Here is an 18265-nt window from a genome sequence, read left to right as displayed (position 1 = left end):
GTCACCCCGGACAGCGCGGCCCGGCGCCGGTCAGGCTCCCCGTGATCGAGTACCGGCCGGGCTGCGTCACCCGGAGCACGGTCCAGTCGGCGTACGGGGCCAGGCAGGCGTCGCCGCCACCCTCGACCCGCAGCCACCTCGACCAGCGCAGCCGGACCAGGGTCTCCCCGGCGGCCGGTACGTCGACGGTCAACTCCACCGAGGTGGCCCGCACCAACTCGGCACCCGGGGTACCCGGCACCGCCCCCTCGACACCGTCCGGCGGATCGCCCCCACCCGGCCCGACCGCCCCCGCGCCGAGCGCCTGCACCACGGAGGGCGCGCCGGTCACCGCGTACAGGGTCCAGTCCGGGTGCTGCCAGACCGGAGTCAGGTACGGCAACCCGCCCCGGATCAGTTCCGCCTCCCGGCGGCCGACCCAGGACGGCTCCGCCCCGGCCAGGGCGACGTACCGGACACCGTTGTCCCGCAGCCAGTGGCCGTACGACTCCGCGTCGACGCTGCCGTCCAGGAAGAGCCGGTTGTGCGCCTGGTCGGCCTGGCGCAGCCAGCCCCGGGCCAGCGGCGCGGCCTCCGGCACGTACGCCGCCTCCCAGTAGTTCGCCGTCGGTACCACCTCGATCCGGCCGGGCGGCCGGCCGGCCAGCTCGGTCAGCAGCGGTGTGAAGTAGCCCCGGGACGCCGTCGGGTCCCCGGCCGCGCGCAGGTCCGCCACCGAGACCGGCGGCTCCACCACGGCGACCAGCGCCACGATCGCGACCAGCGCCGCTCCGGCCGTCCGCCGGGACCACCGCCGGACCAGCCCGGCCGGCAGCGTCCCATAGCCCACCAGCACCGGCAGCGCGAACATCGCGGCCAGCCGGGTGGCGTTCAGCCCCACCGGGGTCCGGATGGCGAACGCGGCCAGCACTCCCAGCGTGGCCAGCACCGCCCCGACCCGGACCTCCCGGCGCGGCACCAGCAACGCCACCAGCACACTCGGCACCGCCGCCGTCACCGTGTCCACCAGGCTGATGTTCATCCAGCCACCCGCACCGAACACCAGCCCGAGCGCCACCACCGGTACCCCGGCGCCCGCCACCAGCACCAGCCCGTCGAGGCTGAGGTGTTTGGCGGGGGCCCTTCTACCACCGAAAGCGATAAGCGGGGGCCCTTCCTTACTCACGCCAGCGAGCACCACGAAGAGGCCCGCCACCGGGCTCGCCGCCCCGGCCAGCGCGGCGGCGATCCCGGCCGCGCCCAGCCGCAGCGCCGGCCGGAAGGTGCTGGTCAGGGCGAGCAGCGCGAGCAGGCCGAAGGCGACGCCGACGGCATAGGTGATCCGGCCGGAGACGAGGTTGCCGGCGATGCAGGCGGCGCCGACCGTCGCGCCGAGCAGTGGCCGGCGGGCACCGGTACGCACCATCAGCAACGCCAGCGCCGCCGCCGAGCCGAGCAGCGCGAGCGCGCCGGCCAGCCGGGGACCGAGCGCGTCGGCGCCGAGCCAGTGCATCAGCGGCGGCGTGAAGAGGCTGTAGCCGTACGGGGAGATGCCCGCGTACCAGCCGAGGTCGAGGACGGCGGATCCGTGCCGGCCGAAGAAGTTGGCCCGGGCGACCTGGGCGGAGAGGTCGGTGCCGAGCGGCGGGGCGAGCAGGAAGGCGACCGCCAGCACGGCGGCCAGGCCGACCGCGCCGGAGAGGACCTTCGGGACGCGGCGCCGGTCAGGCATTCAGCACGCGCTCCGCCGCCGTCCGGCACCGCCGCGCCGTCCGCAGGTAGTGGTCCAGGAACTCGCCCGGGTCGTCCCTGCCGAGCAGGCGTACCACGCCGGCCAGCTCCACGCCGTGCCGGGGCAGTTGGTCGCCGGCCCGGCCGCGTACCAGCATCAGCGCGTTGCGCACCTGGGCGGCCATGCTCCACCCGGCGGCCATCGCGGCGGCGTCGGCAGCGTCGATCACCCCGGCCTCCCGGGCGGCGGCCAGCGCGTCGAGGGTACGCGTGCAGCGCAGCTCGGGCAGCCGGCCGGCGTGCCGGAGCTGGGTGAGCTGCACCGCCCACTCGACGTCGGCCAGCCCGCCCCGGCCCAGTTTGGTGTGCGTGGCCGGGTCGGCGCCCCGGGGCAGCCGTTCGGTCTCCACCCGGGCCTTGATCCGGCGGATCTCCACCACCTGCTCCCGGCTCAGTCCCCGCTCCGGATAGCGCACCGGGTCGGCGACCGCCTCGAACTCGCGGCCGAGATCGGCGTCGCCGCAGACGTGCCGGGCCCGCAGCAGCGCCTGTGCCTCCCAGACCTTCGACCAGCGGGCGTAGTACTGCGCGTACGCGCCGAGGCTGCGGACCAGCGGCCCCTGCCGCCCCTCGGGGCGCAGGTCGGCGTCGACCCCGAGCGGCGGGTCGGCGGCCGGCATGCCGAGCAGCCGGCGCAACTCCTCGGCGATCCCCCGAGCCACCGCACTGGCCGCGTCCTCGGCCACCCCGGGCGGCGGGTCGTAGACGAAGAGCACGTCGGCGTCGGAGAGGTAGTTCATCTCGTACCCGCCGAGCCGGCCCACGCCGATCACCGCGAACCGCAGGCCGGGCATCTCCGGCTGGGTCGCCCGGGCCACCCGCAGCGCCGCCCGCAGGGTGGCGTCGGTGACGGCGGAGAGTGCCGCGCCGACGGTGAGCACGTCGGAGTCGCCGACGACGCCGGCCGGGGCCGGTTCCGGGGTGAGGGTCGCGGCCACCCCGGTCGGACCGGCCGGTGCCAGCGAACCCGCCCGGTAGAGCACGTCCGCGCAGGCGATCCGGATCAGCTCCCGGCCGCGCAGCGCCCGGACCGACCGGATCGCCTCGGCCGGGTCGGCGGGCGTCGGCCCCCGACCGACGAGGTAGCGGTCGGCGGCGGCCACGAAGCCGTCCCGGAGCACCTCGGCGTCCCGGGGGGTCAGCTCGTTGTCGTCGGCGAGCAGCCGGAGCGCCTCCGGGTCCCGGGCCAGCAGGTCGGCGACGTAGCGGGAGACCGCCAGGGTACGGGCCAGCCGGCGGGCCACCGGCCCCTCGTCGCGGAGCAGCCGCAGATACCACGGGGTGCCGCCGAGCTTGTCGGAGACCTGCCGGTAGTTGAGCAGCCCCCGGTCCGGTTCCGGGGCGTCGGCGAACTCCTGGAGCAGCACCGGCAGCAGGGTGCGCTGGATCGCCGAGGTCCGGGTCACCCCGCCGGTCAGCGCCTCCAGGTGCCGCAGCGCCCGGGTCGGGTCGGCGAAGCCGAGGATCTCCAGCCGGTTCCGGGCCGCCTCCGGGGTCAGCCGCAGCCCGTCGGCGGGTACCCGGGCGACCGCCTCCAGCAGCGGCCGGTAGAGGAGTTTGGCGTGCAGCCGGCGTACCTCGGTGGCGTGGCCGACCCAGTCGGCCCGGAACGCCTCCACCGCGTCCCGGCCGGGCAGCGCGGTGTAGCCGAGGGCGTGGGCGAGCCAGCGCAGCGCGGGACGGTCCGCCGGCACGGTGTGGGTACGCCGCAGCGCCTGCAACTGGAGCCGGTGCTCGACCCCGCGCAGGAAGCGGTACCCGCGCAGCAGCGCCTCCCCGTCGGCCCGCCCGACGTAGCCGCCGGCGACCAGCGCCCGCAGCGCAGGAATGGTGCCCGGCGCCCGCAGCGACTCGTCGACCCGGCCGTGCACGAGCTGGAGGAGCTGGACCGCGAACTCGATGTCGCGCAGCCCGCCCGGCCCGCGCTTGATCTCCCGTTCCAGCTCGCGCGGCGGAATGTTGTCGATGATTCTGCGGCGCATCGCCCGGACGTCCTCGACCGCCTCCGGCCGCTCGGCCGCCCGCCACACCAGCGGGGCGAGGGCGTCGATCCACTCCTGGGCCAGCCCGACGTCCCCGGCCGCCGGGCGGGCCTTGAGCAGCGCCTGGAACTCCCAGGTCCGGGCCCAGCGGCGGTAGTAGGCGAGGTGGCTGGCGAGGGTACGCACCAGCGGCCCGCGGTTACCCTCGGGCCGCAGCGCGGCGTCCACCGGCCAGGCCACCAGCCCGCAGATCTCGATCATCCGGGTCGCCACCTGGGTACCGGCCGGCAGGTCCTCGTCGGTGGCGGCCACGAAGATGACGTCGACGTCGGAGACGTAGTTCAGCTCGTTGCCGCCGCACTTGCCCATCGCCACCACCGCCAGCCGGGGCACCGGGGTTCCCTCGGGCAGCTCGCCGACCGCGATGCCGTACGCGTCGGCCAGGGTGGCGTCGGCCAGCGCCGACAGCGCCACCATGGTCTGCTCCAGGCCGCGCCCGCCGGTCAGGTCGGCCGCCGCGATCCGCAGCAGGGCCAGCCGGTACGCCCGGCGCAGCGCCGCCACCGCCGGCAGTGCTCCCGAGCCGTCCTCCGGTCCGGCGGCGTCCGGGTGCAGCAGCCCGTCGGCGTTCGGCGCCACCCCGTCGACCCCGGTGCGCAGTGCCCGCCACTGCTCCGGGTTGGCCACCAGGTGGTCGCCGAGCGCCGACGAGGCACCGAGGATCGCGAGTATCCGCCGACGCAGTCCCGGATCGGCGTGCAGGGCGGCGAGCAGGCTTTCCGGAGAGCCCGCGTCGCCGCTCCGGCTCCCGCCGTCGTCGGTGCCCGGGGTGGCGGACCGGCGTTCCGCCTCGACGATCCGGTGCAGCTGGCGCAGCGTGAGGTCCGGATCGGCGGTCCGGGAGAGCGCGGTGAGCAGTTCACCGGCCGGTGGGTCGACCGGCTCCTGGGTGTCGGGATCCCAGAGCCCGAGCCCGTCCGGTCCGAGCAGCTCGGCGGCCCGGCCCACGCCGTTGCCGCCGGTCCGCTCCGCGTCGCCCACCCCGAAGCCGTACCGGGCGAGCCGGGTGAGTCGACCGGACGCGCTGGTCGGTCTGCTCATCGGCGGCGGGCCGAGATATCGGTCATCGGCGGTGGCTCCCGGTCTCCCTCATGGTGCTGCCCCTAGTGCCCGAGCAGCGGCAGGGTGGGCCGGGGCGGCGCGCCGTCGAGCCGGCCCTGGGCCAGGGCGGCGAACCGGGCGGCGAACGGCTGCCACACCTCCTCCACGTCGGTCAGCACCTCGGCGCAGGCGGCCACCACCAGCTCCGGGTCGTAGCCCAGCTCGGCCAGGGTCGCCGAGTCGGTCGCCCAGTCGGCGATCATCTCGGCGTCGCACTCGATGTGGAACTGGAGCCCCCAGGCCCGGTCGCCGAGCCGGAACGCCTGGTGCGGATAGCGGGTCGAGGCGGCCAGCAGGGTGGCGCCGTGCGGCAGCTCGGTGATCTCGTCGACGTGCCACTGGAGCACGTCCGGGATCATCGGCACGTACCGGAACAGCGGGTCGTGCTCGGCGGCGTCCCGCTTGCCGACGACGCTCGGCCCGACCTCCGGCCCGGCCGCGCTCCGCTCGACCGTCCCGGCGTGCGCGGTGGCCAGCAGTTGGGCGCCGAGGCAGATCGCCAGGGTCGGCACCCGGTGCCGGACCGCCTTGCGGAGCAGCCCCTCCAGGGCCGGGAACCAAGGCGCCCCGGGGCTGCCGTCGGCTGCCGGGTACGGATGCTGGTAACCGCCGAGTACGACGAGCGCGGCGTACCCGGTGAGGTCGTCGGGGAGCGCGTCCCCGGCGTACGGCCGGAGCACCGCCAGGTCGAGGCCGGCCTCGGTGAGCCACTCCCCCAGCCGGCGGGGGTCGTCCGTCGGGTCGTTCTCGATCACCAGCGCGGTCGCGGCGCCGCCCGCGCTGCCGGTGTCGCTCTCGGTTCCGGTCTCGGTTGCCACGGTGTCGAGGCTATCCGGTGCGCCCGGCGGCCACCGATAGGCTCGGGGCCGGACGGAGCGAGGAGGCGCCGGTGCCCGACGATCAGGCGGTACGACCACCGGCGCTGCGGCCCGGCGACACGGTGCTGCTGGTGTCGCCGTCCGGGCCGACCCGGCCGGAGCGGGTCGCCCGGGGGATGGAACTGCTCACCGGCTGGGGCCTTCGTCCCGTCCTCGCCCCGAACGCGTACGCCCGGCGCGGCTACCTCGCCGGGGACGACGCGCTGCGCGCCGCCGACCTGAACGCCGCCTTCGCCGACCCGGCGGTACGCGGCGTGCTCTGCACCCGGGGCGGCTACGGCGCGCAGCGGGTGGTCGACGCGATCGACATGTCGGCGGTGCGCCGCGACCCGAAGGTGGTGGCCGGGTTCTCCGACATCACCGCGCTGCAACTCGCGCTCTGGCGCGGTGCCCGGCTGGCCACCGTGCACGGCCCGGGAGCGGCCTGGCTGGACGAGCGGACCCCGCCGGTCTCGGCCGAGTCGCTGCGCGCCGCGCTGATGTGCCCCGAGCCGGTGGTGCTGCACCGGCTGCCGACCGAGGAGACCGCGGCGGTGCTGGTGTCCGGTACGGCCACCGGGCCGCTGCTCGGCGGCAACCTCTGCCTGCTGACGCACTCCCTCGGTACCCCGGACATGCCGGACCTGACCGGCGCGATCCTGCTGGTCGAGGATGTCGGGGAGCCGCCGTACAAGGTCGACCGGATGCTCACCCACCTGCGCCGGTCCGGTGCGCTGGCCGGGGTGGCGGGGGTGGCGGTGGGCCAGTTCACCGACTGCGCGGACGGCTGGGCGGTCGGGGTGGCGGAGGTGCTGGCCGAGCGCCTCGGCGATCTCGGGGTGCCGGTGCTGGGCGGGCTGCCGATCGGGCACGGGGTCGGTCAGCTCACCGTGCCGGTCGGCGTACCGGCGACGATGGACGCGGACGCCGGCACCCTGACCGTCACCTCCGCCGTACGCTGAGCCCCCGCTCAGCCCGGCGGAGCGCTCAGGCCGGCGGGCGCAGCACGCGGTCGAGCAGGTTGCGGGTCGCCCGTCGCAGGCGGGCGTCGACGAAGCCGTCTGCGTAGAGGGCCCGGGTCCAGCCCAGCGAACCGGCGTCGAAGACCCACGCCCCGGACTCCGCCTGGTAGAGCGAGGTCTGCTGCTGGTAGGTGCGGCCCCTGCGCCGGTACGGGGAGTCGGCGAGCAGGACCCGGTCGGTGGCCCGGGGACTGCGCAGGGCCGGCTGCACCCGGTCCGCCTCGCCGAACACCACCCGGGGGATGCGGTCGCCGTCGCGCAGTCCGGTGCCGGCCCAGAACCAGTGCCGGCTGTCCCGGACCACCAGCGGCGCCTGCCCGTCGACGATGCTGACGTACTGCCCGCCGAGCAGTTCCTGCTCCGGGCTGCCCGCGTTGCGCCACCGGGTCGTCAGCGGGACCTCGCCGTCGTACGGCGGCAGGCTCTTGGCGCAGTCGATCACCCGTTCCGCCGAGCGGCTCTCCGGGCCGGCGTATCGGATCCGCCAGTAGCAGTTGTTGGCGGACAGGAAGACGAGGCTCGTCCCGGCGTCCCGGGCGGCGGCGGTCAGCCGGCGCATCTCGACGGACCAGTACTCGTCGTGTCCACAGAAGACCGCCGCCCAGTACCGTCGCGGGTCGACCCGGCCCGTGTGCAGGTCCTCGCTGGTGGCGTAGGCCACGTCGTGGCCGTGCTGTTCGAGCCACTGCACGAAGCCGATGTCGTGCCGGCTCTGACCCGGAATTCCGCTGCCCCGGTAGGGCCGGTCGTGGCAGACGGCGGTGGCCCGCAGTTCGGAGTCGCGGCGACCGGCCGGATCGAAGCCGTTGTAGAGACTGGTGCCGGTACGCCCGTCGTCCGGCCACATGTTGTACGCCTGGTAGGTGCTGGTCGGCACGACGACCAGCCCGGCCGCCAGCCGCCCCGGATCACGCACCACGAACGGGACCCACCGGCACCAGCCGTCGGCGTTGGTCAACAGCGCCAGGTAGAAACCGCTGACCCAGTCCCGGCCCACCCGCAGGCGCCAGCCGACCGGCCAGTCGCAGTGCACCATCCCGGTCTCCGTCGACACCTTCGGCGGCGGCTGCCGGTGGCCGGTGAGCCACGGGCTGGTCGTGACGAGTCGTGCGCCGAGCCCGCCGTAGTGGCCCAGCCGGTAGATCTCGATCCGGTAGGACTGCGCCGGTGCGACCGAGACGTGGAAGCCCAGTTCCGCACCGACCTGCACCCCGCTCGACGAGGTGTAGCCGGCGATCTGGTTGCGCACGTCGTCGCCGAACCGGCGCCGCTCGATGCTGAACCCGGCGGCACCGGGCCGGGAGTTCTCCCGGGCGACCGCGGACTGTCCGGCACCGGACGCGCGTCGCGGCGGCGCCTCGACCGGGCCGGGCTCGGCGTCACCGGGATAGTAGGGATCGGTCGACGGGGCGGCGGTCGGCGCACCGGACGTAGCGGCCCGGGCCGGCACCGAGCCGCCCCAGCTACCCGCGCCGGTGGGCTCCGCCGCCCCACGGGCCTTGAGGACGCCGTACGCCCCGGCGGTGCCGAGCGAACCGAGTGCGCCGGCTCCGAACAGCGTCAGTGTCGTCCGCCGTGACCACCGGACCGACCGATCCGCCATTTGTCCCCTTCCACGCCGGTCACCGAGCTGCCACCGCGACCGGCCCCGGCGATGTCCTCCCGGCGAGCCGATCGGTGCCCGGGTCAGCGGGTGTCGTCGCGACCCGACTGGGTGACGCGCCGGTGAGCGAGGGCGGACCGGGCGGGCGCGAAGAGCATATGGGGCCGGGCATCGGGACGGCCGCCCGTGACGGCCGGTTCCGTCAGGACCGACAATCGCCCCAGAGTGGACGTCCGGCCGGCGGCGGGTCCGGGCGTGACGCCGACGGACAACCGACGGCAGGGGGCGGCTACCGCCACGGTCGACGGCGGAAGGTCGTCGGCGGGCTGCTGGCCGCCGGGGTACTCACGGTGGGGCTGGCGGCTCCGGCCGTGGCGTTCGCGCGGGACGCGACACCTGCCCCGTCCCCGTCGACCTCGTGGGAGCGCGACAGGACCGCGCCCGGGCACGACAAGCGCCTGGCGGAGCAGCGGGGCAAGGGCAGGCCCGACGCGCGGTCGAAGGCCGACCGGCAGGCCATGCTGAAGGAGCGGCTGGACCGGGCGGTCTCGGACGGCAAGCTGACCCGGCAGCAGGCTGACGCCCTCGTCGCGGCGGCCGAGGCGGGCGTCTTCCCGGCCTGGGGCGGCTGGCCCGGTGGGGGTGGCCCGAAGCACGGCGGCCCGGCCGGTGCTCCGGCCGACGGCGGCGAGTCGGACACCCCGGCCGGCAAGTAGATCCGGGGGCGATATTCCAGGTCACCGGGTCGCGCGTCCCGTCGGCGCGCGACCCGGCATCCCGAGCCCGGCCCAGCACGATGGCGCCGGGAACGGCCTAGGGGCCTAGAGCAGACCCAGGTAGCGCTGCCGCTCGTACGGGGTGACCTCGCGGCGGTACTGCTCCCACTCGGCGCGCTTGTTGCGGAGGAAGAAGTCGAAGACGTGCTCGCCGAGCACCTCGGCGACCAGTTCCGAGCCGGACATCACGTCTATCGCCTCGGCGAGGTTCTCCGGCAGCGACTCGTACCCCATCGCCTTGCGCTCGGCGTTGGAGAGCGACCAGACGTCGTCCTCGGCACCCGGCGGCAGCTCGTAGCCCTCCTCGATCCCCTTGAGGCCGGCGCCGAGCAGCACGGCGAACGCCAGATAGGGGTTGGTCGCCGAGTCCGGTGAGCGGACCTCCACCCGGGCCGAGTTCGGCTTGCCGTAGGCCGGCACCCGGACCAGGGCGGAGCGGTTCAGGTGCCCCCAGCAGACGTACGCCGGGGACTCGGTGATCCGGTCCGGCAGCGCCTGCGGGAAGAGCCGCTTGTAGGAGTTGACCCACTGGTTGGTGACCGCGGTGTATTCCCGGGCGTGCACCAGCAGCCCGGCGATGAACGCCTTGCCGACCTTGGAGAGCTTCATCGGGTCACTGGCGTCGTGGAAGGCGTTGCGCTCGCCCTCGAAGAGCGACAGGTGGGTGTGCATCCCGCTGCCCGGCTGGTCGGTGAAGGGCTTGGGCATGAAGCTGGCCCGTACCCCGGTGGAGAGCGCGACCTCCTTGACCATGTGCCGGAAGGTCATGATGTTGTCGGCCGTGGTGAGCGCGTCGGCGTAGCGCAGGTCGATCTCCTGCTGGCCGGGCGCGACCTCGTGGTGACTGAACTCGACCGAGATGCCGATCCGCTCCAGCGCCAGCACCGCCTGCCGGCGGAAGTCCCGGGCCACCGCGTGGGTGGTGTGCTCGAAGTAGCCGCCGTCGTCGACCGGGACCGGCAGCGAGCCGTCGTTGGGGCCGTTCTCGAGCAGGAAGAACTCGATCTCGGGGTGGGTGTAGAAGGTGAAGCCCTTCTCGGCGGCCCGGGACAGCGCCCGGCGCAGCACGTGCCGCGGGTCGGCCCAGGAGGGGCTGCCGTCGGGGAGCAGGATGTCGCAGAACATCCGGGCGCTCTCGCCGGAGACGCCGCCCTCGAACGGGAAGACCTGGAAGGTGGTGGGGTCGGGCATCGCCACCATGTCCGACTCGAAGACCCGGGCGAAACCCTCGATGGCGGAGCCGTCGAAGCCGATCCCCTCGTCGAAGGCCGCCTCCAGCTCGGCCGGGGCCACCGAGACGCTCTTCAGCGTGCCGAGCACGTCGGTGAACCACAACCGGACGAAACGGATGTCACGCTCTTCCAGCGTGCGGAGCACGAACTCCTGCTGACGGTCCACCTCAACCCCTCGCACACTCTGTTCGGACCGGCCCAGCCGGCGCACGGCCTAGCGGTCCAGTCTTCACCGGTTCCGTTACGCGGACGTTACGTGAACTAGACCGGTACCGATGCGCGGCGGCGCGCGGCCTGCGTACTTACTGGGTGTTCGTCCCAAACATAGCCCGCGGACCGGCTCCGGCGCGCGCCGGGCGAGCGCGGACCGGCCGTTCGGCGGCGACGCCCACCGCGGGCGGCGGTGAGCGGTACCACCGTCGGCGCCGGCCGGCGCACCGAGCCGGACGGGGCCGGCTGCGGCAAGATGGAGTCATGCCGACCTTGCGCATCGCCCTGGCCCAGGTCAACCCCACCGTCGGCGACATCGCCGGTAACGCGGCGCTGATCCGCCAGCGGTCCCGGGACGCCGCCGGAGCCGGCGCGCAGCTCGTGGCCTTCCCGGAGATGGCGCTGACCGGATATCCGGTCGAGGACCTGGTCTTCCGGGACTCCTTCGTCGCCGCCTCCCGGGCCGCCCTCGACCAGCTCGCCGCCGACCTCGCCGCCGACGGGCTCGGCGGGCTGGCGGTGCTGGTCGGCTACCTCGACGCCGACGGACCGGCCAGCGCCAACGCCGAGGCCACCCCGACCCGGGGGCCGCGCAACGCGCTCGGCGTGCTGCACGGCGGACGGGTGGTGGCCCGCTACTTCAAGCACCACCTGCCGAACTACGGCGTCTTCGACGAGGACCGCTACTTCGTGCCGGGCGACACCCTGACGGTGGTCCGGATCGGCGGGGTCGACGTCGCGCTGACGGTCTGCGAGGACCTGTGGCAGGCCGGCGGTCCGTTCACGGTCGCCCGCCGCGCCGGGGTCGGGCTGGTCGTCAACATCAACGGCTCGCCGTACGAGCTGAACAAGGACGACGTACGCCTGCCGCTGGTCCGCCGCCGGGCCGCCGAGGCCGAGGCGACGGTCGCGTACGTCAACATGGTCGGCGGCCAGGACGAGCTGGTCTTCGACGGAGACTCGATGATCGTCGCCGCCGACGGCACCCTGCTGGCCCGCGCCCCGCAGTTCGTCGAGCAACTGCTCCTGCACGACCTCGACCTGCCCGCCGGCCGCGCCGACGCGGCCACCGGCACCGAGCCGGCGCGACCGGTGCCGGCCGACGCGCAGGAGGAGATGGCCCTCACCCGGGTCCGGGTCAGCGACGGCGTGCCCGCCCCGACCGGCCCCCGGGCCACCGGCGGGGTGACCGAGCCGGTGGTCGACGAGGGCGAGGTGTGGCAGGCCCTGGTGCTCGGGCTGCGCGACTACGTCGACAAGAACGGCTTCCGCTCGGTGGTGCTCGGCCTCTCCGGCGGCATCGACTCCGCGCTGGTCGCCGCGATCGCGGTGGACGCGCTCGGTCCGGGGCGGGTGGTCGGGGTCTCGATGCCGAGCCAGCACTCCTCGGAGCACTCCCTGGACGACGCCGCCGACCTGGCCAAGCGGACCGGGCTGGACTACCGGGTCGAGCCGATCCAGCCGATGGTCGACGGCTTCCTGGCCAACCTGTCGCTCTCCGGGATGGCGGTGGAGAACCTCCAGGCCCGGGTACGCGGGGTGCTGCTGATGGCGCTGTCGAACCAGGAGGGCCACCTCGTGCTCACCACCGGCAACAAGAGCGAGCTGGCGGTCGGCTACTCCACCCTCTACGGCGACTCGGTCGGCGGGTTCAACCCGCTCAAGGACGTCTGGAAGAGCCTGGTCTGGAAGCTGGCGAACTGGCGCAACGCCGAGGCCGGGCGGCGCGGCGAGACCCCGCCGATCCCGGAGAACTCGATCCGGAAGCCGCCGAGCGCCGAGCTGAGCCCCGGCCAGCTCGACACCGACACCCTGCCGGACTACTCGGTCCTCGACGCGATCCTGGTCGGCTACGTCGACGGTGACCAGGGCCGGGACGACCTGGTCGCGGCCGGGCACGATCCGGAGGTGGTGGACAAGGTGCTCCGGATGGTGGACATCGCGGAATACAAGCGCCGGCAGTCCGCACCCGGCCCGAAAATCTCGATCAAGGCGTTCGGTCGGGACCGCCGGGTGCCGATCACCAACCGGTGGCGCGAGCGTCCCTGACCGCTTCGGCGAGGTCGGTCTCCCCGGTGTGAAAACCTGCACTCTTCCCTGCCGTAGCCGCACCGAACGGTGGGACGATCGGCAGTGACCCGGGGACCGCGAACGCGGCCTCGAGGCGAGAGGAGACGACGATGTCCGAGCAGCAGATGGCGTCCGCCCCGACCGAGGTGGCGACGCTGTACGGCGGTCCGGCGACCCGACGGGTACGCGCCCGCGACCTGGTCGCCGCCAAGGAACGCGGTGAGCGGTGGCCGATGCTCACCTCGTACGACCAGTACACCGCCGCGATCTTCGAGGAGGCCGGGATTCCGGTACTCCTGGTCGGCGACTCGGCGGCGAACAACGTGTTCGGGCACGAGACGACGGTGCCGGTCACCGTCGACGACCTGCTCCCGCTGGTCCGCGCGGTGGTACGCGCCACCAGCTACCCGCTGGTCGTCGGCGACCTGCCGTTCGGCTCGTACGAGGAGGGGCCGACCCAGGCGCTGCGCACCGCCGTACGGTTCATGAAGGAGGGCGGCTGCCACGCGGTGAAGCTGGAGGGCGGCCGGCAGGTCGCCGGGCAGATCCGGGCGATCACCGGGGCCGGCATCCCGGTGATGGCGCACATCGGCTTCACCCCGCAGCGGGAGCACACCATCGGCGGCTACCGGGTGCAGGGCCGGGGCGACGCCGCCGACGAGGTGGTGGCGGACGCGCTCGCGGTCGCCGAGGCCGGGGCGTTCTCGGTCGTCCTGGAGATGGTGCCGGGCGAGGTGGCCAAGCGGATCACGCACGAGCTGGCGATACCCACCATCGGGATCGGGGCCGGCCCGGACACCGACGCCCAGGTGCTGGTCTGGCAGGACATGGCCGGGCTGCGGTCCGGCCGGATGCCCCGGTTCGTGAAGCGCTACGCCGACCTGTCCGGCACGCTCGCCGAGGCGACCCGGCGGTTCGCCGCCGAGGTGCGGGAGGCCGAGTTCCCCACCGCCGAGCACACCTTCTGAGCCCCGGCACCTGCTGATCCCGACCGGTCGGGAGGGCCGCCGCACCGGTGCGTCCTCCCGGCCGGCCCGGCCACCGCCGGCCTCAGACGTCGGTGACCCGGATTCCGGCGTGTGCCTTGTAACGCTTGTTGATCGCGATCAGGTTGGCCGTGAACGCCTCGATCTGGTGCGCGTTGCGCAACCGCCCGGCGTAGATGCCGCGCATTCCGGGGATCCGCGCGGCGAGCGCCCCGACCAGCCCGACCAGTTCGCGCTCCTCGGTGCAGATCAGCACGTCCAACTCGATCCGGTCGACCTCCGGGTCGGCCAGCAGCGGGGCGCTGACGTGGTTGAAGGCCGCGCAGACCCGGGAGTCGGGCAACAGCGCCGCCGCCTGCTGCACGGCGCTGCCCTCCTCGACCCGCAACGGGTACGGCCCCTGCTTGTCGAAGCCGAGCGGGTTGACGCAGTCGACGACCACCTTGCCGGCCAGCGACTCGCGCAGTCCGGCGACGGTGTCCCGGTGCCCCTCCCAGGGCACCGCGATGACGACCACGTCCGAGCGGCTCGCCACCTCGATGTTGTCGCCGCCGGAGACGGCCGCGTCGGCCGGCATCCCCGGGAGGGTACGGAGTTCCGCCGCCGCCTGCTCCGCCCGGTCCGCCGAGCGGGAACCGATGAGTACCGGCTGACCCGCCCGGGCCAGCCGGTAGGCCAGTCCCCGCCCCTGGTCGCCCGTGCCGCCGATGATGCCGACGGTGAGTCCGGTGACGTCCGGCAGCACGCTCGCGTCATATGCCATGCCGGAATCCTCGCAGACCGTCCGGCGCACCGGCGGCATCGGGCCAGGTTGCGTACCCGGGGGTTTGGCACCGCACCGGAACGCCCCGGAAGGCGTTCCGGTGCGAGGCTCAACCCATCGTCTTCCGGGCGGTCGCCCTGGTGGCCTTCCGGGCCGGCGCCTTGGCCGGAGCCCTCCGCGCCGCGGCCTGCTTGCCGGGCGCCTTCCGGCCGGTGACCTTGCTCGCCGCCGTGCTGGTCCGCTTCGTCGTCGCGGTCGCCCGCTTCGCCGGAGCCTTCTTCGCCGTCGCCCGCTTCGCCGGAGCCTTCGTCGCGGTCGCCCGCTTCGCCGGAGCCTTCTTCGCGGTGGTGCGCGTGGCGGGGGCCTTCTTCGCCGCCGTGGTGGTCCGCTTCGCCGCCGTGGTGCTCTTCCGCGCCGCGGCGGTGGTCTTCTTGCCGGCCGTGGCCCGCTTCGCCGCGGTGGCGGTCTTCTTCGCCGCCGCCGCGGTGGTGCGCTTCGCGGTGCCGGCGGTCTTCTTCGCCGCCGCGGTGGTGCGCTTCGCCGTGCCGGCGCGGCCCGTCGTCGCCCGCGTGGTGGTCTTCGCGGTGGCCTTCTTCGCGGGCGCCCGCTTTGCCGGTGCCTTCTTCGCCGGCGCCTTCTTCGCCGCCGTCGCGCGCTTGGCCGGGGCCTTCTTCGCGGGTGCCTTCTTGGCCACCGACGAACTGGCGGCCTTGCGGGCCGAGGTGCCCTTGCTGGCACCCACGGTCCGGCTGCGCGCCGCGGTCTTCTTGCCGGCAGCACTTCTCGCTACCGTGCGGGTGGCCCTGGTTGCTTCGGCCATCTGTGTTCCTCCTTGCGGGACATGCTCTCGGGGGTCTCCTCGCGGAGCACCACGGAGTTTCTCGACGCGGGCTGTCGCCGCGCCGGTCTAGCGCTCCTCCCCGGCCCAGCGGGCATCCTCGGCGTCCCACGCTTCGTTGCGCTGCTGTACCCGCTGCAACGCCTGCTCCGCGTCGGCTCCCGAGGCATACGGACCGAGCACGTACCTCGCCGGGCAGACGTCGGCACCGGTCTCGACCCGGTGATGACGGATGCACCAGAAGTACTGCACATCACTCCCGCTGTCGCTCATGGGGTAACTGTGCACGGCAAACCGCCCAGGCGCTACCGTTTCGCGCAAAATGACAGAGTGACTTCCACAGTAGACCCGATCGGATAACCGTCACCGGTGAAACGGCAAAGTGCCGCCGTACGGGGGAAAGGCATTCTGCGACAAGGGATTCACCGCCGTCAGCGGCCGATGAAGGCGACGACGGCGTGCTGCGGAGACGCCGGAAAAATTTCCCCCGCCGACCGGGTCCAACTCCCGCCTCATCAGGCTGACCTGGCACTTCGCGGCGCGGAATGGAGCACAATTCGCGGTGTGGGCGGCATGCGACAGGCGGGTGGGACGGGACGGCTCGGCCGGGTCCTGTCAATCGTCGCGTCAGCCATTCTGCTGCTGCTCGTCGGCAGCGCCGCGCACACCATTATGGGTATGGCGACCGAGCCCCCGATCGAGGAACAGGCCCGACAGGAAGCGGTACGTCAGGCCGCGCTGATCGGGGACGCACTCGTGAACGGCGTCGGTGACAGCGCCGCCGCACTCGGGCAGACCGCCGCGCGGAGCGGACGGGTCGAGGTACTCAGCGTCGACGGCACCGACCGGCGTCGCTCCCCCGGCGTACGGATGGTGTTCCGGGTGCACGTGGCGATGTCCCGGCCCGGGATGGCCGGACGGAAGCAGGCCGAGGTACGGATCTGTTTCCGTCAGGTAGTCGACCAGGAACGGGCGGACTTCTCCCGGGTCGAGGTGCCGTGCCCGGACAGCCTGCTGCCCGGGATGACGCCGACGGCGGCACCGAGCCACCCGGCCGGCCATCCCGCGCCGGCACCCGGCACCGACCCGGCCGACGCACCCGGCCCGGCCGACGCACCCGGCCCGGCCGCCGGACCGGGCGGCTGAACCAGCGCCGCGGGACCGGGCCGACCGGTCCGGCCGGCCGGTGGGTGGTTATGGTCCTCGGCATGGCCGTCCCGGAGTACGTCACGCGGATCCGCAGGCTCGTCGGGCACGACCTGCTCTGGCTGCCCAGTGTGAGCGCCGTGGTCTGCAACGACGACGGGGAACTGCTGCTGGGCCAGCGGGCCGACGACGGGCGCTGGTCGGTCGTCAGCGGCATCGTCGAGCCCGGCGAGCAGCCCGCCGAGGCGCTGGTCCGGGAGGTCTTCGAGGAGACCGGCGTACGGGTGCTGCCGGAGCGGGTGACGAGCGTACTGGCGCGCCCGCACACCTACCCCAACGGCGACCAGTGCCAGTTTCTGAATATCGGCTTCCGGTGCCGGCTGCTCGACGGCGTCGCCCGGGTCAACGACGACGAGTCGGTCGCGGTCGGTTGGTTCGCCCCTGACCGGCTGCCGCCGCTCGACGAGCACGGACGGATCACGATCACACACGCGCTCGCCCCGGCCACCGCCGCCAGCTGGTTCGCCCCGAACTCCTCCGCCCTCTCCCGGAACGTCCGGGCGTGACCTGAGCGGCCACCTGCCCGACCCCGGCACACCGACCCGGCACTGCCTGATCCGCCGTCCTCCCGTCCTCCGCCGGGCACCCGGGCGCTGACGTTGCCGCGCACGCCGCCCGGCCGGCTGGTCCGGCACGCCGGCAGGCCGCCCGGCGACCGGTCCGGTAAGCCGTGGGGTCGCCGTCGGTCCACTGCGGATTCCGGCCGTCTCGACGATCGAGGTCGCCGGCCAGGTCAGTCCCGTCCGGCGACTTCCGCCCGCCCCGCCCGGTAGGCGTCGAGGCGGTCGGCCAGCTCGATCGGGTGACCGAGCATCCCGAGGTGGCCGCCGGGCATCTCGTCCGGCTCGATGCCGAGCCGCTTCCGCGCGACGCGGCGGACGAAGTCGGCCGGGAGGAAGCGGTCGTCTCGGTGCAGGAGTACCCGGGTCGGCACGTCGGGCCAGGTCGCCACCGGCACCGGGTCACCGAACGGCCTGTCGGCCTGATGCCTGCCACGCCGGAAGACCTCGGTCACCAGGTCCGGCGGAAGGTCGTTGGCGAAGAGCCCCACCAGGTCGTCCTCGGCCCGGCCGTCACGGACGTCCTGCTCGCGCCGGGCCTGCGGATAGCCGGTGTTGGCCCACCAGTCGCCCGGCGTCTCGCCGGGCAGTGGTATCTGCGGTCCCAACAGCACCAGCAGTTCCACCGGTGTCCGGTCGCAGACCACCGGGGCGGTGAAGGCACCGAAGGAGTGCGCGACCACCACCAGCCCACCCCGGTCGGCCGAGCCGGGCCGGTCACCGATCGCCCCCAGCGCCGCGTCGGCGTATTCGGAGAGGCCGGCGGAGTCGTCGTCGCAGGGCAGGTCGACCGCGACCACGTCGTTTCCCCGGGCCCGCAACTCGGCAGCCAGCAGGTGCCAGCACCACGAGTCGGCGGCGGCACCGTGGATGAGCAGGTAGGTCGGCCGGGCCGTCCAATCCGCTCCGGTCACCGGTTGGCCGCCAGCCCCGGCCCGCCGGCTCCGCCCCGGCGCGGTTTGTCACCGGGTACCGGCGCCGGTGCCTGGCGTTCGGCCTGCACCTGGATCTCGATCTGCGACCGGTGTGCGGCCGGGTTGTAGATCTCGTCGAGCGGGCCCAGCACCGCCCGGCCGACGCCGCGTCGCCGGGTCCGGGCGGCCAGCCAGCGGAGCCCGCCCAGGACCACGGCGAGTGCGCCGGCCAGCGCCACGAACGGCACGATCTGCTCCACGACACGGAGTGTAGGTGCGAGTACCGACACTTGCCGATCGCCTCGTCCCGGAAGC

General features: G+C 74.1%; 16 protein-coding genes. 7 read left to right on the top strand and 9 right to left on the bottom strand.

The annotated features are described in order from the left end of the window. Window position 1: 1 nt before the first annotated feature. The 3 genes from V1634_RS09995 to V1634_RS09985 form a co-directional block, all read right to left on the bottom strand. Window positions 2-1711 carry a hypothetical protein gene (locus tag V1634_RS09995; protein WP_331207474.1) on the bottom strand — a complete coding sequence of 570 codons (1710 nt, stop codon included), beginning with the start codon at window positions 1709-1711 and terminating at the stop codon, window positions 2-4. Then, window positions 1704-4853 (bottom strand): bifunctional [glutamine synthetase] adenylyltransferase/[glutamine synthetase]-adenylyl-L-tyrosine phosphorylase, encoded by a 3150-nt coding sequence (locus V1634_RS09990; protein ID WP_331207473.1) that lies wholly within the window; start codon window positions 4851-4853, stop codon window positions 1704-1706. Before V1634_RS09990 ends, V1634_RS09995 begins: the two co-directional genes overlap by 8 nt. A 62-nt stretch (window positions 4854-4915) precedes the next feature. Continuing rightward, complete coding sequence (locus tag V1634_RS09985) at window positions 4916-5731, bottom strand: type 1 glutamine amidotransferase (protein WP_331207472.1); 816 nt, start codon at window positions 5729-5731, stop codon at window positions 4916-4918. 71 nt (window positions 5732-5802) lie between these two features. Here V1634_RS09985 and V1634_RS09980 point away from each other — a divergent pair, with 71 nt between their 5' ends. Further along, the gene (locus tag V1634_RS09980) at window positions 5803-6732 is read left to right on the top strand and encodes a S66 peptidase family protein (RefSeq protein ID WP_331207471.1); all 930 of its coding nucleotides are present in this window, start codon (window positions 5803-5805) and stop codon (window positions 6730-6732) included. Window positions 6733-6757: 25 nt separating this feature from the next. On the opposite strand, the gene V1634_RS09975 is transcribed toward V1634_RS09980, so the two are convergent. Continuing rightward, window positions 6758-8395: a N,N-dimethylformamidase beta subunit family domain-containing protein gene (locus V1634_RS09975; protein WP_331207470.1), complete on the bottom strand. Its 1638-nt coding sequence runs from the start codon at window positions 8393-8395 to the stop codon at window positions 6758-6760. 350 nt (window positions 8396-8745) lie between these two features. Between V1634_RS09975 and V1634_RS09970 the strand changes: the two genes are divergently transcribed. Beyond that, on the top strand, window positions 8746-9111 hold the full coding sequence (locus tag V1634_RS09970; protein WP_331207469.1) for a hypothetical protein: 366 nt from the start codon (window positions 8746-8748) through the stop codon (window positions 9109-9111). Window positions 9112-9216: 105 nt separating this feature from the next. On the opposite strand, the gene glnA is transcribed toward V1634_RS09970, so the two are convergent. Continuing rightward, entirely contained in the window at window positions 9217-10569 is a 1353-nt protein-coding gene (glnA, locus tag V1634_RS09965) for a type I glutamate--ammonia ligase (protein WP_101367317.1), read from the bottom strand. A 308-nt stretch (window positions 10570-10877) separates the two neighbouring features. Between glnA and V1634_RS09960 the strand changes: the two genes are divergently transcribed. After that, a complete protein-coding gene (locus V1634_RS09960; protein ID WP_331207468.1) occupies window positions 10878-12662 on the top strand; it encodes an NAD+ synthase in 1785 nt (594 codons plus the stop codon). A gap of 131 nt (window positions 12663-12793) precedes the next feature. Beyond that, the gene (panB, locus tag V1634_RS09955) at window positions 12794-13651 is read left to right on the top strand and encodes a 3-methyl-2-oxobutanoate hydroxymethyltransferase (protein ID WP_407951745.1); all 858 of its coding nucleotides are present in this window, start codon (window positions 12794-12796) and stop codon (window positions 13649-13651) included. Between the two features lie 82 nt (window positions 13652-13733). Here the strand turns inward: panB and npdG are convergent, their stop codons facing one another. Continuing rightward, window positions 13734-14432 carry an NADPH-dependent F420 reductase gene (npdG, locus tag V1634_RS09950; RefSeq protein WP_331207467.1) on the bottom strand — a complete coding sequence of 233 codons (699 nt, stop codon included), beginning with the start codon at window positions 14430-14432 and terminating at the stop codon, window positions 13734-13736. 140 nt (window positions 14433-14572) lie between these two features. Here npdG and V1634_RS09945 point away from each other — a divergent pair, with 140 nt between their 5' ends. Beyond that, window positions 14573-15343: a hypothetical protein gene (locus V1634_RS09945; RefSeq protein WP_331207466.1), complete on the top strand. Its 771-nt coding sequence runs from the start codon at window positions 14573-14575 to the stop codon at window positions 15341-15343. Here V1634_RS09945 and V1634_RS09940 read toward each other — a convergent pair. Beyond that, window positions 15340-15543, bottom strand: a complete 204-nt coding sequence (locus V1634_RS09940; protein ID WP_107261704.1) for a hypothetical protein — start codon at window positions 15541-15543, stop codon at window positions 15340-15342. The genes V1634_RS09945 and V1634_RS09940 overlap by 4 nt on opposite strands. A 405-nt stretch (window positions 15544-15948) precedes the next feature. On the opposite strand from V1634_RS09940, the gene V1634_RS09935 reads away from it, so the two are divergent. Together V1634_RS09935 and V1634_RS09930 are read left to right on the top strand one after the other, a co-directional pair. Continuing rightward, a complete protein-coding gene (locus V1634_RS09935) occupies window positions 15949-16416 on the top strand; it encodes a hypothetical protein (RefSeq protein WP_331207465.1) in 468 nt (155 codons plus the stop codon). Between the two features lie 62 nt (window positions 16417-16478). Further along, the gene (locus tag V1634_RS09930) at window positions 16479-16982 is read left to right on the top strand and encodes an NUDIX hydrolase (protein WP_331207464.1); all 504 of its coding nucleotides are present in this window, start codon (window positions 16479-16481) and stop codon (window positions 16980-16982) included. A 227-nt stretch (window positions 16983-17209) separates the two neighbouring features. Here V1634_RS09930 and V1634_RS09925 read toward each other — a convergent pair whose 3' ends face one another. Together V1634_RS09925 and V1634_RS09920 are read right to left on the bottom strand one after the other, a co-directional pair. Further along, complete coding sequence (locus tag V1634_RS09925; RefSeq protein ID WP_331207463.1) at window positions 17210-17950, bottom strand: alpha/beta hydrolase; 741 nt, start codon at window positions 17948-17950, stop codon at window positions 17210-17212. Beyond that, the gene (locus V1634_RS09920) at window positions 17947-18210 is read right to left on the bottom strand and encodes a hypothetical protein (protein WP_331207462.1); all 264 of its coding nucleotides are present in this window, start codon (window positions 18208-18210) and stop codon (window positions 17947-17949) included. The genes V1634_RS09925 and V1634_RS09920 overlap by 4 nt, the downstream gene beginning before the upstream one ends. Between the last annotated feature and the right edge of the window lie 55 nt (window positions 18211-18265).

The sequence above is a fragment of the Plantactinospora veratri genome (assembly GCF_036421995.1).
Lineage (GTDB): Bacteria > Actinomycetota > Actinomycetes > Mycobacteriales > Micromonosporaceae > Plantactinospora > Plantactinospora veratri.
This window is presented reverse-complemented; position numbering and strand designations above follow the sequence as displayed.

What these genes read in the sequence shown, in the direction of transcription:
- V1634_RS09940 (WP_107261704.1), bottom strand. Translation starts at nt 15,543, where the DNA reads ATGAGCGACAGCGGGAGTGATGTGCAGTACTTCTGGTGCATCCGTCAT.
- panB (WP_407951745.1), top strand. Translation starts at nt 12,794, where the DNA reads ATGTCCGAGCAGCAGATGGCGTCCGCCCCGACCGAGGTGGCGACGCTG.
- V1634_RS09960 (WP_331207468.1), top strand. Translation starts at nt 10,878, where the DNA reads ATGCCGACCTTGCGCATCGCCCTGGCCCAGGTCAACCCCACCGTCGGC.
- V1634_RS09990 (WP_331207473.1), bottom strand. Translation starts at nt 4,853, where the DNA reads ATGAGCAGACCGACCAGCGCGTCCGGTCGACTCACCCGGCTCGCCCGG.
- npdG (WP_331207467.1), bottom strand. Translation starts at nt 14,432, where the DNA reads ATGGCATATGACGCGAGCGTGCTGCCGGACGTCACCGGACTCACCGTC.
- V1634_RS09975 (WP_331207470.1), bottom strand. Translation starts at nt 8,395, where the DNA reads ATGGCGGATCGGTCGGTCCGGTGGTCACGGCGGACGACACTGACGCTG.
- V1634_RS09930 (WP_331207464.1), top strand. Translation starts at nt 16,479, where the DNA reads ATGGCCGTCCCGGAGTACGTCACGCGGATCCGCAGGCTCGTCGGGCAC.
- V1634_RS09995 (WP_331207474.1), bottom strand. Translation starts at nt 1,711, where the DNA reads ATGCCTGACCGGCGCCGCGTCCCGAAGGTCCTCTCCGGCGCGGTCGGC.
- V1634_RS09935 (WP_331207465.1), top strand. Translation starts at nt 15,949, where the DNA reads ATGGCGACCGAGCCCCCGATCGAGGAACAGGCCCGACAGGAAGCGGTA.